General features: G+C 41.5%; 14 protein-coding genes. 10 read left to right on the top strand and 4 right to left on the bottom strand.

All coding sequences use genetic code 11. The features are described from left to right. Window positions 1–6: 6 nt before the first annotated feature. The 3 genes from H6G74_RS28885 to H6G74_RS28875 form a co-directional block, all read right to left on the bottom strand. Entirely contained in the window at window positions 7–747 is a 741-nt protein-coding gene (locus H6G74_RS28885) for an ABC transporter ATP-binding protein (RefSeq protein WP_190971006.1), read from the bottom strand. Continuing rightward, entirely contained in the window at window positions 748–1,554 is an 807-nt protein-coding gene (locus tag H6G74_RS28880; protein WP_190971005.1) for an ABC transporter permease, read from the bottom strand. 246 nt (window positions 1,555–1,800) lie between these two features. Continuing rightward, window positions 1,801–2,655, bottom strand: a complete 855-nt coding sequence (locus H6G74_RS28875; protein ID WP_190971004.1) for a Uma2 family endonuclease — start codon at window positions 2,653–2,655, stop codon at window positions 1,801–1,803. Window positions 2,656–2,771: 116 nt separating this feature from the next. Here H6G74_RS28875 and petP point away from each other — a divergent pair, with 116 nt between their 5' ends. The 5 genes from petP (at window position 2,772) to H6G74_RS28850 (ending at window position 7,015) form a co-directional block, all read left to right on the top strand. After that, window positions 2,772–2,963 carry a cytochrome b6f subunit PetP gene (gene petP, locus H6G74_RS28870; protein WP_062293192.1) on the top strand — a complete coding sequence of 64 codons (192 nt, stop codon included), beginning with the start codon at window positions 2,772–2,774 and terminating at the stop codon, window positions 2,961–2,963. A gap of 87 nt (window positions 2,964–3,050) precedes the next feature. Continuing rightward, entirely contained in the window at window positions 3,051–4,151 is a 1,101-nt protein-coding gene (locus H6G74_RS28865; protein WP_190971016.1) for a Get3/ArsA fold putative tail anchor-mediating ATPase NosAFP, read from the top strand. 79 nt (window positions 4,152–4,230) lie between these two features. Then, window positions 4,231–5,280, top strand: coding sequence for a chlorophyll synthase ChlG (gene chlG / locus H6G74_RS28860; RefSeq protein WP_190971003.1), 1,050 nt, complete (start codon window positions 4,231–4,233; stop codon window positions 5,278–5,280). A gap of 281 nt (window positions 5,281–5,561) precedes the next feature. Then, window positions 5,562–6,155, top strand: coding sequence for a Crp/Fnr family transcriptional regulator (locus H6G74_RS28855; RefSeq protein ID WP_242051379.1), 594 nt, complete (start codon window positions 5,562–5,564; stop codon window positions 6,153–6,155). Between the two features lie 98 nt (window positions 6,156–6,253). After that, window positions 6,254–7,015, top strand: coding sequence for an enoyl-CoA hydratase/isomerase family protein (locus tag H6G74_RS28850; protein ID WP_190590446.1), 762 nt, complete (start codon window positions 6,254–6,256; stop codon window positions 7,013–7,015). A gap of 156 nt (window positions 7,016–7,171) precedes the next feature. On the opposite strand, the gene H6G74_RS28845 is transcribed toward H6G74_RS28850, so the two are convergent. Further along, complete coding sequence (locus H6G74_RS28845; protein WP_190971001.1) at window positions 7,172–9,436, bottom strand: RelA/SpoT family protein; 2,265 nt, start codon at window positions 9,434–9,436, stop codon at window positions 7,172–7,174. Between the two features lie 281 nt (window positions 9,437–9,717). Between H6G74_RS28845 and patD the strand changes: the two genes are divergently transcribed. From patD to H6G74_RS28820, 5 genes are all read left to right on the top strand, one after another. Beyond that, a complete protein-coding gene (patD, locus tag H6G74_RS28840) occupies window positions 9,718–10,077 on the top strand; it encodes a heterocyst frequency control protein PatD (RefSeq protein ID WP_190971000.1) in 360 nt (119 codons plus the stop codon). A 420-nt stretch (window positions 10,078–10,497) separates the two neighbouring features. Then, the gene (locus H6G74_RS28835; RefSeq protein WP_190970999.1) at window positions 10,498–12,102 is read left to right on the top strand and encodes a DEAD/DEAH box helicase family protein; all 1,605 of its coding nucleotides are present in this window, start codon (window positions 10,498–10,500) and stop codon (window positions 12,100–12,102) included. Next, window positions 12,032–13,246, top strand: a complete 1,215-nt coding sequence (locus H6G74_RS28830) for a DUF790 family protein (RefSeq protein ID WP_190970998.1) — start codon at window positions 12,032–12,034, stop codon at window positions 13,244–13,246. Before H6G74_RS28835 ends, H6G74_RS28830 begins: the two co-directional genes overlap by 71 nt. Window positions 13,247–13,454: 208 nt before the next feature. Then, on the top strand, window positions 13,455–13,757 hold the full coding sequence (locus tag H6G74_RS28825) for a type II toxin-antitoxin system HigB family toxin (protein ID WP_190970997.1): 303 nt from the start codon (window positions 13,455–13,457) through the stop codon (window positions 13,755–13,757). Beyond that, window positions 13,738–14,145, top strand: coding sequence for a helix-turn-helix domain-containing protein (locus H6G74_RS28820; protein ID WP_190970996.1), 408 nt, complete (start codon window positions 13,738–13,740; stop codon window positions 14,143–14,145). The genes H6G74_RS28825 and H6G74_RS28820 overlap by 20 nt, the downstream gene beginning before the upstream one ends. Window positions 14,146–14,333: the final 188 nt, after the last annotated feature.

Below are 14,333 nucleotides of genomic sequence, written 5' to 3'. Positions count from 1 at the left end.
TACATTTTATTGGGAATTAACTTTTTCTAAGTATGATTTTACTACTTCTTGTGCTTGCCCTTGACTTTGTATAACTCCTTTATCTAACCAAATTGCCATCTTGCAAGACTCTTTGATAAAGTGCAAATCATGTGAAACTACTAGAATGGTAGTATTATTATCCCAAAATCTATCTATTCTTTTTTTACACTTATTTTTAAAACTTTCATCGCCAACAGATAATACTTCATCAAGAATCAGAATATCTGGCTGTATATCTGTTGCAATGGCAAAGCCTAATCTAGCCACCATACCTGACGATAAAGCTTTCACCGGAACCAAGGCATAGTCTTGTAATTCTGCAAATTCTAAAATTGAACTAGTTCGCTCTTTCATTTCGGCTCTAGAAAAACCCAGTAGTACTCCGTAAAGACTGATATTGTCCATTACAGAAATTTCTGGATCAAATCCTGCGCCTAATTCAATTAAGGGTGCAATTTTTCCACGCACCCTAACAGTACCATTGGTAGGTTGCAAAATTCCACAAATTACTTTTAGCATGGTTGACTTACCAGAACCATTCGCTCCGATAATACCTATTTTTTCTCCTTTGTCAACCACCAAATCGATTGTGTCTAGTACCAATTTTTTAGTTGGCTGACGATATTTGCCTTCTAAAACAGATAATAGAGTTTTCTTGAGATCATAAGAAAACTCTTCTTGTGTACGTCGCAACAGCGAAACTTGGTCTAGACGAATTACTTCCATCTATAACAAATCCATAAATTGATTACGTAGCATTTGGAAGCCAACCCATCCTAATGCCAAAATAATTATGCCACTAAGCATAGCACCCCAAATTAAAGTTAAATCTGGCATGTTACCTGATATTGAAATCTGCCGCAGACTTTCAATAATTGGTGCTAAAGGATTTAAGCTTAGAAACGGCTTGACCTGTTTAGGAACAATAGCAGCTGGATAAAATACTGGACTGCTGACCCAAATAACGAACACCACTAATTCATAAAAATAAGGTAAGTCACGAAAAAATACATATAATGCACTTACTAAAAAGCCAACTCCAGTACAAACCAAAACTAGCGATACAAAGGGAAATAACAGCGCCACTACATTAAATAAATTCTTGGAATTAATTAAGGTGATGAGTGCTAATAAAGGAAAGGCTCCAACTGCAAACTGAAACACATTGGCAGTAATCATTGATACTGGAAATATGCTGACTGGCAGCCGAATTTTATTTAGAAGTGCGCCATTCCCAACAACACTACTCAAGGCTTGGGAGGTGGATGCTGAGAAGAAATTAATAACTATGAGTCCTGTAAAAGCTGCTAGTACATAGTTCAATATGGAATTACCATAGTACGATGCAAAAGTTGCACCAAAAATAGCAGTGTATAAACCAGTCATAATTAACGGGTTTAATAAAGACCAATACACTCCTAAGAAGGAACCTCGATAGCGGACTTTAAGGTTCCGTTGTACTAAAACAGATAGCAGTTCCCAGTAGCGTTGCGCTTGTAACCATCTTGGATCATCTGTTGATAAAATCGCCATTCTCAAAAACCACCACACACTACAGGCAATTTATTCGCGCATTTTATACTATAAAAGGGACAAAAGAACAACTATCAGCAGAACTTTTGTTGATCAGGAAAATTTGCTCAACAGTTTTGTAAACAAACTATTACTGTGAGAGCTATGTTACAGCCGCTCACAACTCCTCAAGATATCTTACATTTGCAAGACTGGCTAACTGATCAATTTGTTGCGATCGCTTCCCATAATATTGGGAGTGCTACCTCAAGGCATAGTGTCTGGATCAACACCCAGAGAACGCAAATATTCTGCCAAGCGTTGCGATCGCTCCTGTTCTTGTTGCAATCTTAATTCAGTATCAGATAACTGTTGTTGTACCTCGACTGCTTGTTGCTGTGCCTCAACTGCTTGTTGCTGTGCCTCGACTGCTTGTTGCTGCGCCTCAACTGCTTGTTGCTGTGCCTCAACTGCTTGTTGCTGTGCCTCGACTGCTTGTTGATATGCTGCAATTGCTTGCTGTTGCAGGTTTAGCGCCGCCTCTTCTGGTGTTGGTACTAAGTCTCCTTCAGGAGTAAAGTAACGAAGTTTAGCATTTTCCACACCTAAATACAGACCAAGTACCTCACTCCAACACCAGCCACGCCCATCAGGCTCGATTTGTTGATATTTATTGCCAATCAACTCAAAACCAGCAAATTCTAGACTTTCGGGTGAAAACCAAAAATACTCAGGTGTGTGAAATCGGTTTTCATAGAGACTTTTCTTTAAATTCCGATCAATGTTAGCTGTGCTTTCCGAGAGTAATTCAATAATCAAATCAGGATAACGACCGTCTTCTTCCCAAACTACCCAAGAATTGCGGGGGCGCTTTTCCGTATCCTTCACTAAAAAAAAGTCTGGGCCACGAAAATCTCGATTTCGTAATTGCTGACGACTAAAGTATATTGTCAGGTTTGCACCAATAAAATAGTCATTTTGGTCACGCCACAGCCATTCCAAACAAGTAACTAACAGTAATAGCTGTGCATAATGCAACGAAGTTTCCATTTCCGGCTCATCACTTAACAACCGAGTTGCATCGGGCATTTGTTGTTCTAGCTGTTGCGCTGTGACAAACATGGTTTTATACCTGATTGCGTGTTGATTTAATTTTAATTTGGAGTGGAACGAAGTGACAGATAAGTCCCAGATTCCGCTAAACTGAGACTTGGTTTATTGCATTGTAATCAGGCAGCATGGAAATCGGACAAAAGGTTAAGGTGTATCGTCTACGCGATCGCGTACCCAACTCAGTTGCTCAAAAACTAGGCAAAGTCGGCGTTATCGAAGGCTATAAAATGACTGATGGTAGCGGCGTTGGCATAGTGGTGAAGTTTGAAGATAATAGCGCCACTTGGTTTTTTGAAGACGAAATTAAACCTGTGTAGCTAGGACAAACTCAAGGCGGAAGCTAAGAGTATTTGCCTAATGCTAAGTTGGAGTGGAAACAACAGGCGGTAATTGGAAATCACGAAATGTCCCTAATATTGACATTTTTGGGCAAAGGCGGCATCGCACGTAGCAAAGTAGCGATCGCCGCAGCTAAACTATTGGCAAGTCAAGGTAAGCGTGTACTTTTAGCAGGATTGGCAGAACCAGTTTTACCTATCCTCTTAGAAACTACACTCTCGGCTGACCCTCAAGAAATCGCTCCTAATTTGCAAGTATTACAGTTGTCTGCATCTGTACTTTTAGAACGCAATTGGGAAGAAGCCAAAAAACTAGAGGCACAATACCTCCGTACACCCATTTTTAAAGAGGTTTACGGCCAAGAACTGGTGGCATTACCAGGAATGGACAGCGCCCTCGCCTTAAATGCTATCCGTGAATATGATGCCAGTGGCAAATATGATGCAATTATTTACGATGGCACTGGTGATTCTTTGACTTTGCGGCTGTTGGGTTTGCCAGAATCTCTCAGTTGGTATGTACGGCGATTTCGACAGTTGTTTGTCAACTCCGATTTAGGCAAGACAATTTCTGAATCGCCATTAATACAACCACTGATTACCAGTTTTTTCAACGTCAATTGGACAGCAGATAACTTTGCTCAACCCACCAACCAAGTCAATGATTTCTTAGACAAGGGTAAAGCGGCTTTGGCTGACCCCAAAAGAGTTGCAGCCTTTTTGGTAACAACCAATGACCCCATAGAAGTGGCAGTTGCTCGTTATTTGTGGGGAAGCGCACAACAAGTTAGTCTGACGGTAGGTGGAGTTATCCAAATTGCTGACCAGACAACAGCAGATTTAACGGCGGATTTTGCACCGCTATCTGTAAATGTTGTGCCGGATGTGACCCAAGGTAACTGGCAACCCCTAATAGATGCCTTACCCAACTTTGCAGCACAAGCAAGCCAAGTACCCAAACCCATCGAAATCGATGTCCATAACCGTCAGGTACGCTTATTTTTGCCTGGATTTGATAAAAAACAGGTAAAACTTACCCAGGTAGGGCCAGAAGTCACCGTAGAAGCAGGCGACCAACGCCGGAACATCTTCTTACCACCAGCCTTGACTGGTAGACCTGTAACTGGCGCAAAATTCCAAAATAATTATTTGATTATTTCTTTTTAAACCAGTATGAAGGATGAAGTCTGAACCATAAATTTCATACTTCATACTTCATACTTCATACTTTCCCATACATAATCTTATGACTGAATCAACTCCCGTACCCCCCAATTCCAATCCGGCTGAGGCGGTAGACTCAGTAATAGATAATTCTAGTGAAGCAGGAACAATAGCCACAAACGAACGCACTGCTAAAACTCGGCAATTACTAGGAATGAAAGGTGCAGCACCAGGCGAAACTTCCATTTGGAAAATTCGCCTGCAATTGATGAAGCCAATTACCTGGATTCCTTTAATTTGGGGCGTGGTTTGCGGTGCAGCTTCCTCTGGTAACTATACATGGACTCTAGAAAATGTCTTGAAAGCCGCAGCTTGTATGTTACTGTCGGGGCCACTGCTGGCTGGTTACACCCAGACGATGAATGATTTTTACGATCGCGAAATTGATGCCATCAATGAACCTTACCGTCCCATCCCTTCCGGCGCAATTTCCGTCCCTCAAGTTGTCACCCAGATTTTACTATTGTTAGTCTCTGGGATTGGTTTGGCATACGTGCTGGATATCTGGGCTGGTCATGAATTTCCGACCGTTGCAGTCCTGGCAATTTTCGGTTCATTTGTTTCTTATATTTACTCTGCTCCTCCCCTGAAACTCAAGCAAAATGGTTGGCTGGGTAACTATGCTTTGGGTGCAAGTTACATTGCTCTACCTTGGTGGGCTGGTCATGCTTTGTTTGGTGAACTGAATTGGCAAGTTTTGATTCTCACCTTAATTTACAGCTTGGCTGGGTTGGGCATTGCGATTGTCAACGACTTCAAAAGTGTCGAAGGCGATCGCCAATTAGGATTAAAATCACTACCAGTCATGTTTGGTGTCACCACCGCCGCCTGGATTTGTGTCTTGATGATTGACTTATTCCAAGGTTTTATGGCTGCTTATCTCGTCAGCATCCATGAGAATTTATATGCGGCTATCTTGGTATTGTTAATCATTCCCCAAATCACTTTTCAGGATATGTACTTTTTGCGTGACCCCTTAAAGAATGACGTGAAATACCAAGCCAGCGCCCAACCATTCCTCGTGCTGGGAATGCTGGTGGTTGGTTTAGCATTAGGTCATGCTGGAGTTTAGAAAAGTGCTGAATCCGAGGTAATTTCAGTGTTTGCAATACACTTTTTCGGCGTTGCTGATTACGGGGATGATTTTTGTCTCACGCAAAGGCAAGGCAGCGCGTTGGGCGGCTCTGCCGACTTGAAGCGACTGCCGCGCAAAGGCGCAAAGAGCAAGAGTTTTAAAAGTGTAATTTTATAATTTCATCCCGCATTTATGCAACTCCACTTTTTCACCTCTTTGTCAAGGAAATGATCAATTTTTTGAACATTGACCAACTTCCAGACAGTATCAAAACAAAAATGGCTATCACCTATGAAAATTTAACTGCTGGACAGATTCTTTTTCATCAAGGTGATTTGACTACAGCCATTTTTGTTGTCATATCTGGACAGATTCGACTGATGCACTATACCAGTGCGGGTCAATCTATCAAGCATTATGAGGTGAGAACTGGAGAGAGTTTTGCGGAAGCTGCCTTGTTCAGTGAATTTTATGATTGTACTGCGATCGCTGATGCTCCATCTCGGATTGCGACTTTTCCCAAGCCAGCTTTTCTGGCAACTTTGCGCCAATATCCAGATTTATCAGAAGTCCTCATAGCACAACTGGCACGAAGATTTCATCAAGTAAAAGTTTTGCTAGAACTACGGAGTATTCGCTCGGCGCGGGAGCGAGTACTTCATTATTTAGAAATTGCCATCCATCCACATGGAAACACAGTCAATTTAGAAAAACCTTTGAAGGAAATTGCTGAAGATATGGGGTTGAGTCAGGAAGCATTTTCTCGCGTCTTGAGTCAACTTCAAAAAGACGGTGTAATTACCCGCAAAAAACGGCAAATTATCTTACATCAAAAATTACTGCCAACTAACTCTAAAAATTACACACTATAAAGAATCATCTCAGACTTGATTTCAATCAAATAATTCCTGGTGTCAAAAGCATAGATTGAACTGCGGATATTTACGGCTATGCCAACACCAAACAGATTATGACTTTGAATCAACCTGAGTATTTCACTAAATATGAGAACTTGCATTTTTACCGGGATGAAAATGGCATTCTCGAAGTAAGAATGCACACTAACGGCGGTTCGCTAATTTTCACTGGCAAAACTCACCGAGAATTTCCCGATGCTTTCTACGACATCAGCCGAGATAGAGATAATCGTGTTGTCATCCTCACTGGTACTGGCGATGCTTGGATGGCTGAAATCGATTTTGCCAGTTTAGGAGATGTCACTAATCCGCGTGAGTGGGATAAAACTTATTGGGAAGGCAAAAAAGTACTACAAAATCTTTTAGATATCGAAGTACCAGTAATCTCTGCCGTTAATGGTGCAGCATTACTCCACAGTGAGTATATTCTCACGACTGACATTATTCTGGCATCTGAAAATGCGGTATTTCAAGATATGCCACATTTGAATGCAGGTATCGTACCTGGTGACGGTGTGCATATCCTCTGGCCTTTGGCACTCGGTCTTTCTCGCGGACGCTACTTTTTACTGACTCAAGAAACGCTGACAGCAAAACAAGCTTATGAACTGAATGTTGTCAATGAAATATTACCCCAAGACAAATTGATGGAACGAGCGTGGGAAATCGCCAGAAAACTCGCCAAACAACCCACCTTAAATCTACGATATACCCGTGTTGCTTTGACTCAAAGGCTGAAACGCTTGGTTAATGAAGGCATTGGCTATGGTTTGGCACTAGAAGGCATTACCGCAACCGATCTTCGCAATACCTAATAATTTTTGATACTGCTGTATTGGGTGTTTTACCCATGAACAACTGCGTTAGCGACGTTAGGTGTGTCACCCAAAGGGCAGAAGAAAAGAGGCTTTGACTTGTTTCTTTCGCCCTTCTCACAGGTGCATCTCCGTTGGAGATTCAGGTTAATTTAGCTACTCCTCCCCTTGACCGACGCGGCGAATATTGATGATGTCGCTCATTTTTTTAATTTGGACAAACACTTGTTCAAGTTGGGAGCGATCGCGTATATCTATGCCTAAGTCCATTAATGCTGGCTGTCCACTGGCTGTTTTGACTTGGGCATGACGGACGTTAATACCTTGGTCACTTAACCGCGATAAAATATCTTTTAAAACGCCAACACGGTCAAGGGCTTCAATTTGGATACTAACTGGGTAAGTGTGGGGGCGGGAACTATTTTCCACAGCCGAATTCCATTTTACCGGCACTAAGCGATCGCCTTCGACATTATCTAAATTATGACAGCCTTGGCGATGGATAGAAATTCCCCGACCGCGTGTGACTACGCCAATAATTGATTCTCCGGGAATTGGTGTACAACACCCCGCCAGATGATACACCAAACCCTCAACACCGAGAATAGGCGAATCACTGGTGCGGGAACTGCTGTGGGGAACGTCCCGTAAAGCTTTGGCTGATGATTCTTTGGGGACAAATGGCGGTATGACCATTGTCGCAGGTTGCTGTGCCTTGACCACATCCCGCCAGCGATTCAGGACTAAATTTAAGGTAATTTCGCCATAACCCAAACCCGCAAGTAAATCTTCGACGCTGTGATAGTTGCACTTTTCGGAGACAGTCTGCATTGCGTCTGATTTCAGCAAATTATCAAAACCAGTTTTACCGAGTTCTTTTTCTAACAAGTCTCGCCCACGGGTGACGTTTTCTTCGCGGCGCGATCGCTTGTACCATTGCTTAATCCGATATTTTGCCGTGGAAGTTCTGACAAAATTTAACCAATCTAAACTCGGATGGCTATTCTTTTGGGTAAGAATTTCCACAATATCGCCATTTTGTAACCTTGTAGATAAAGGTACTATCCGCCCATTTACCCTTGCACCTGCACAATGGTTGCCGACTTCTGTATGGATGCGATAGGCAAAATCTATACTAGTAGAACCAGGATTTAAAGAAACAACATCACCCTTGGGCGTGAATACATAAACATCGTCTTCAAATAAGTTATCTTTAACGCTATCTAAATATTCTTGGGCATCTTTCAGGTCGCTTTGCCATTCTAATAATTGCCGTAACCAAGTAAACTTTTCATCCGCCGCCGTCAACGGACTATTAGAACCACCTGTTTCTTTGTACTTCCAATGGGCTGCAATACCATATTCAGCGATATGGTGCATTTCTAGGGTGCGAATTTGAATTTCTAAAGGACGACCAGTTAAACCAATAACCCCTGTGTGTAGAGACTGGTAACGGTTGGGTTTGGGTAATCCGATATAATCTTTAAATCTGCCGGGAATGGGGCGAAACGCATCATGGACAACAGCTAACGCCCGATAACATTCTTCGTTAGTTTCAACAATAATTCGCAGCGCCGCTAAATCATAAATCTCATGAAATTCCTTTTGCTGTCGCTGCATTTTTTGATAAATGCTGTATAAATGTTTGGGACGACCGCTAATATCTAAACAGCGAATTCCAGCTTGTGGCAAACGTTCTCGTAAAATATCTGTGGCTTTAGCTAATTTCTCTTCTCGCGCCGTGCGTTTTTCCGAAACATGCTGCTGCATTTGGCGAAAAGCTTCTGGTTCCAGATATTTAAATGCTAAATCTTCCAGTTCCCACTTAATATGCCAAATACCCAAGCGGTTGGCTAAAGGTGCAAAGATATCTCGCGTTTCTTGGGCGCTGCGACGACGGCTATCTTCTGACATATATTGCAGAGTTCGCATATTATGCAAACGGTCTGCTAACTTGACTACAATTACTCTGATATCTTGTGCCATTGCCAAAAACATCCGACGGAAATTTTCGGCTTGGCTTTCGGTTTTACTTTTGAAATTAATTTTAGAAAGCTTCGTTACACCTTCGACTAACTGCCGCACTTCTGAGCCGAATAGCTCTTCTATTTCTTCAATTGTGACATCTGTATCCTCAACTACATCATGAAGAAATCCAGCTGCTATCATAGCAGGACTACCCCCTAAATCGCGTAGCAGCCCAGCTACAGCAACGGGATGATAAATATACGGTTCTCCAGATTTGCGAAATTGTCCATGATGGAGTTGATAGGCAAAAGAAAATGCTCGACAAATTAACGACGCATCATTCTGTCTTCGGTCTTCTGGTTCCACACTTCTGGGTGATGACTCGCGTAAACATTTGTTTAGCCATTCTGGAAGTGTAACGTCAATTGAAGTACTAGTAGCTATGCCGCTCATACAAAAGGTGATCGGTAAATAGTAAGATGGACGAAGTTTACAGCATCAACTAATGGTGATCCTGTGTCCCTGGTGGGGTAGTAAATGCAGTGTGAAGATGATGAGTCTATTGCCTGGTGGTAGTCCTCCATTTTAGCTTTCAACAAGCATCATCTGGAAAAACTTATGATGGCGAATAAGCCTCAAAAGAGGATTTGAGGCTTGTGATAGTGATAGTGGTTCAAGAAGATATACTGTAGAAGAAAAAATCTTGTCATTAATACTATCTTAAATGGCACTAGATGTCTTTAAATTGTGAGAAATATCAAGCACTAGCAAAGTTATTAGTGCAGTTACGTTCTGATATCACTGCTGGGGAATTTGACAAAACCCAACTGCGACAGCGTGTTGCTGATTTACAGCAGTTGTTTCAACGCGAGATTGTGCCTTTAGCAACAGCAGATTCCAAAGAACTGTCTTATCAAACGGAAATCAGTAAACAACTGCGCTTATTGGAAATTGATATCACATTTTTCCAAGGCGCAAGGCAGGCTGCCACAGCAAAAACCAGACTTCAAACCATGAGCGATCGCCTCACTACTTTAATTCAATATTGCCATGCCATACTGCAACAAGAGACACCAGAAGTTTCTGAGGATTAGTCTGTCTGTTAAGTTTTGCCGTTAAATTCATCAGGATCAAAGAAATCTGGTAGCCAACATAGTCTTTCTAAGTTGATGAAGATTTAATGCTGATATTTAAGTATTTGGATTTATCTCAGGGTGTAGGGGTATGAGGGTGTAAAAGTGAAGAAAGAAAGGGCGAATGGAATTCACGGCTATACAGGCAAAGTCCGCCTGCGCGGACTAACGTGAAATCAAGGGATTTAGAACCTGCGGAGGCAGGTTTTGTTTGTGTAGACGCGGTTTCTAACCGCCCTTTTCAAATTAACCTGACACCAATCAAAACCCCTACACCCTTACACCCCTGCACCCTGACTCCTTACTCCCTCTTCCACCCATTACTTCCTCAATAACTGTAGGATTGTTACTTAGTACAGGACAATCCCCAAGCAATTCGGAATGGCTCGCATCTCCAAATTAACCTTCGATCGCGGTACATTAATTCTGCACCCACCACCACGCGGTAAAGCTTGGATGGATTATGCTACATGGGATGACCGTGTAGAAAAATTTCGGATTCCGGCGATGCGTTACCGGGCTGTGGTGGAAGCACTGCAAGGGGAAGAAGTAGAGTTTATTGATGAGGCGAAGGAATTTTACCCGATAGAGTTGGTTCCGAGTTTAGAAATGGAACCTTACCCGCACCAAAGTGAAGCTTTAGCGGCTTGGAAGTTGGCGGGAAGACAAGGTGTAGTAGTGCTACCAACGGCGGCGGGTAAAACTTATCTGGCGCAGATGGCGATGCAAGCAACACCGCGCACAACGTTAATTGTTGTCCCGACTTTGGATTTGATGCACCAGTGGTATGCACATTTAGTTGCGGCGTTTCCCGATGCGGAGGTGGGGTTGCTAGGCGGCGGTTCGCGGGATAAGACAGCGATATTAGTAGCAACTTACGATAGTGCAGCGATTCATGCTGAATCTTTGGGCAATAAATATGCTTTGATTATTTTTGATGAGTGCCATCATCTACCGACAGATTTTAGCAAGGTAATTGCGGAATATGCGATCGCACCTTATCGGTTAGGATTATCAGCCACACCAGAACGCACCGATGGTAAACACGCTGATTTAAATATTTTGATTGGGCGAGAAGTATATCGTAAACGCGCCGAAGATTTGGCAGGGAAAGCCTTAGCCGAACATGAAATTGTCCAAATTAAAGTGAAATTATCGCAAATTGAGCGGGAAAGATACAATCAATTAATTCAAACTCGCAATGATTTTTTGCGTCAATCTAAAATTTCTTTGGGGAGTATTCAAGGTTGGCAAATGTTTGTGCAGATGAGTGCGCGATCGCAAGTTGGACGTAGAGCCATGTTAGCACATCGTGAAGCCAAAGAAATTGCTTTAGGAACTGATGGTAAGTTACGAATTTTAGCTGATTTATTAGCAACACATTATCCTGAACGGGTGTTAATTTTCACGGCTGATAATGCGACGGTTTATAAAATTTCCCAAGACTTATTAATTCCAGCAATTACCCATCAAACCCCAGTCAAAGAACGCCATGAAATCTTAACTAAATTCCGCGAAGGTGAATATAATACTTTGGTGGCTTCTCATGTGTTGAATGAAGGTGTTGATGTCCCGGCGGCTTCAGTGGCAATTATTCTGTCGGGGACAGGTTCAACGCGGGAATATATTCAACGGTTGGGTAGGGTTTTACGTAAGGGAAATGTGGAGAATAAACAAGCGATTTTGTATGAGGTAATCGCAGAAGATACGAGTGAGGAAGGGACTTCGGCGCGGCGGCGGGGGGAGGAGAAATACGAACCGCAAAGACGCAAAGAGCGCGAAGGGAAGAAAGAAAAGGAAGGGAATTTACAGGTTATCTATGGAAGTGGTCAGGAAAAAAGTTTAAGGGCTGCGGAACAATTAGAAATTAATTATTCAATCCAAAATCCAAAATCTAAAATCCAAAATTCAGAAGATGTTACCAACGGAGTTACTAAGTCATCGCCTAAACGGAGAAGAAATCATTCCGAAAAGACTGAAGATTGATGATAAACATTTGGCGTTGACTAATGAATTAATTGCTTGTTTTCAAGCAGCACAGGGAAAGACTCAAGGTGAGTTAGAAAAGCAGCTTTTAGATTTAGAAGGCGATGCGACGGATTATCGTGTCAAGCGGGGACTAGCTTATATTATCAAAAGCAATTTTTGTACTTTTGAAGTGGTGAGTCCCTTGGAACCGCCAATGTTAAGAGAACGGGTGTTTGCTTTGGCGGCGAAATCTGTAGCCAGTCGAGAATCAACCCAAGCAACTTTAAGCAAAATTGCTGATGAATTAAGTCAGGAATTAGAGCGAGAAGTTTTGTTAGAACAAGTGCAGACTGGGTTGTATGCTGACTTATCAGAAAATAAAATTTTGACCCAATTTGATACACCTTCGCCTGTAGATATCTTAAATAGATATAACTTGTCCCAGGTGCAGGGAATTTTTTATAAAGCGAGTCAATTAGTATTAAATGCTCATCGCAATGTACCAGGGGAATATAAGCTGTTATTTCGCTATTTAAAATTGTTTCAACTCATGGCTTATATTGAAGGTGATGCTGACCACGGCTTTACAATTACAGTGGATGGGCCGACGAGTTTATTTAATCCTAGTACGCGATATGGGTTGGCGATCGCTAAATTAATTCCGGCTTTACTGCATGTCACCAAATGGAGTCTTTCAGCAACATTACAAACCCGTGATGTTTACACAGATACTTGGAAAACTGGCAGATTTACCCTCAATTCCGAATGTGGTTTAGTATCGCACTATTCTAAAGGTAAGCCTTACGATAGTATGCTAGAAGCGTCCTTTGCTGATAAATGGGATGCTTTAAAAACTGATTGGGTATTAGAGCGAGAAGTTGATTTAATTCCTATTTCCGGTAGCGTGATGATTCCTGATTTTCGCTTAGTGCATCCTGATGGACGAGAATTTTTATTAGAAATTGTCGGGTATTGGCGACCAGAATATTTACAAAAGAAATTCTCACAAGTGCGACGTGCGGGTTGTGATAATTTGATTTTGGCAATTTCCGAACGGCTGAATTTGGAAAAAGCTGGAGTCAAATTAAATGATGTACCCGCGAGAATTGTGTGGTTTAAAGATAAGTTATTACCCAAGGCTGTGTTAGCTGTAATGGATTAAGTAAGCAAAAGATCCCCGACTTCTTAAAGAAGTCGGGGATCTAAGTCTCTTGAATTTCACAAGTTAAATAGGATTGCTATAGGTTTTTTATCTCATAAAAAATACCCAAAATATAATCTGTAATCCAACTAACTTGGTAATTTGCTAAGATAATTTAACACCCGACCATGATCAACTCCTATGAAACAACATCAAATGCTAAAAATTTATGCACATCATTACGCGTGCGAGGCTAACTGAATTTTGGCAAAAGCATCCGAATGCACAAACAAGCCTGCGTCTATGGTACAAGCTGACATCGGTAGCTGAATGGCAAAATTTTGTTGATTTAAGCCAAACTTTCCCCACAGCAGATAAAGTTGGTAATTTGACTGTGTTTAACATTAGTGGTAATAACTATAGACTCATTACTTTTATAGATTACCAATATCAAAAAGTTTTTATTCGCTATGTCCTTACACATGCAGAATATGATAAGGATGATTGGAAAAATGACCCTTGGAACACCTAACTCCCAAACTTATATTGAACTACTGACATTTTTTCCTCCTCGTCCTATTAATTCTGAGGACGAATTACTCGCTACACAAAAAGTAATGGATTCCCTCATCGATAAAGGTGAATTAACAACAGATGAACAAGACTATTTAAATGTTCTAGGTACTCTTGTGAGTGAGTACGAGGAAAAATATAATTCTATTCCAGATATTCATGGTGTAGAACTCTTACAAGCATTAATAGCTGAATTTGGTTTACAACAAAAAGACTTATTACCTATTTTTAAAGCTGAGTCTGTTGTATCTGAAGTGTTAAATGGTCAACAGAATTTAACTGTTAACCACATTCGTCAATTAGCAGAGTTTTTTCATATTTCGCCATCTGCTTTTTTTGAAGCGTAGAGATGAGGTTTTTTGTCTGAAGTTGGTGAACAATAATTTTAAGCCTCACGCAAAGGCGCAAAGGCGCAAAGAAAAGTAGCGACTGTCTTAAAAGTCAAGCGATCGGGAGCAAAAAATGAAGCAGAGGAAGTAAAGAAAAAAGAAACAAGAGAAAAAAACATACATTCCAAAGTGAGCCAGTCATGCTG

Origin of the sequence: Nostoc spongiaeforme FACHB-130 (assembly GCF_014698475.1) — a bacterium.
Taxonomy (GTDB): domain Bacteria; phylum Cyanobacteriota; class Cyanobacteriia; order Cyanobacteriales; family Nostocaceae; genus Nostoc_B; species Nostoc_B spongiaeforme.
Note: the sequence above shows the minus strand (reverse complement) of the source record. Positions and strands in the feature narration are given on the sequence as shown.

Bases quoted from the DNA above. Each gene is read 5' to 3' on its own strand.
- H6G74_RS28875 (WP_190971004.1), bottom strand. From the start codon at position 2,655: ATGTTTGTCACAGCGCAACAGCTAGAACAACAAATGCCCGATGCAACT.
- petP (WP_062293192.1), top strand. From the start codon at position 2,772: ATGGAAATCGGACAAAAGGTTAAGGTGTATCGTCTACGCGATCGCGTA.
- H6G74_RS28865 (WP_190971016.1), top strand. From the start codon at position 3,051: ATGTCCCTAATATTGACATTTTTGGGCAAAGGCGGCATCGCACGTAGC.
- chlG (WP_190971003.1), top strand. From the start codon at position 4,231: ATGACTGAATCAACTCCCGTACCCCCCAATTCCAATCCGGCTGAGGCG.
- H6G74_RS28845 (WP_190971001.1), bottom strand. From the start codon at position 9,436: ATGAGCGGCATAGCTACTAGTACTTCAATTGACGTTACACTTCCAGAA.
- H6G74_RS28850 (WP_190590446.1), top strand. From the start codon at position 6,254: ATGACTTTGAATCAACCTGAGTATTTCACTAAATATGAGAACTTGCAT.
- patD (WP_190971000.1), top strand. From the start codon at position 9,718: ATGTCTTTAAATTGTGAGAAATATCAAGCACTAGCAAAGTTATTAGTG.
- H6G74_RS28855 (WP_242051379.1), top strand. From the start codon at position 5,562: ATGGCTATCACCTATGAAAATTTAACTGCTGGACAGATTCTTTTTCAT.
- H6G74_RS28885 (WP_190971006.1), bottom strand. From the start codon at position 747: ATGGAAGTAATTCGTCTAGACCAAGTTTCGCTGTTGCGACGTACACAA.
- H6G74_RS28830 (WP_190970998.1), top strand. From the start codon at position 12,032: ATGTTACCAACGGAGTTACTAAGTCATCGCCTAAACGGAGAAGAAATC.
- H6G74_RS28825 (WP_190970997.1), top strand. From the start codon at position 13,455: ATGCACATCATTACGCGTGCGAGGCTAACTGAATTTTGGCAAAAGCAT.
- H6G74_RS28820 (WP_190970996.1), top strand. From the start codon at position 13,738: ATGACCCTTGGAACACCTAACTCCCAAACTTATATTGAACTACTGACA.
- H6G74_RS28880 (WP_190971005.1), bottom strand. From the start codon at position 1,554: ATGGCGATTTTATCAACAGATGATCCAAGATGGTTACAAGCGCAACGC.
- H6G74_RS28835 (WP_190970999.1), top strand. From the start codon at position 10,498: ATGGCTCGCATCTCCAAATTAACCTTCGATCGCGGTACATTAATTCTG.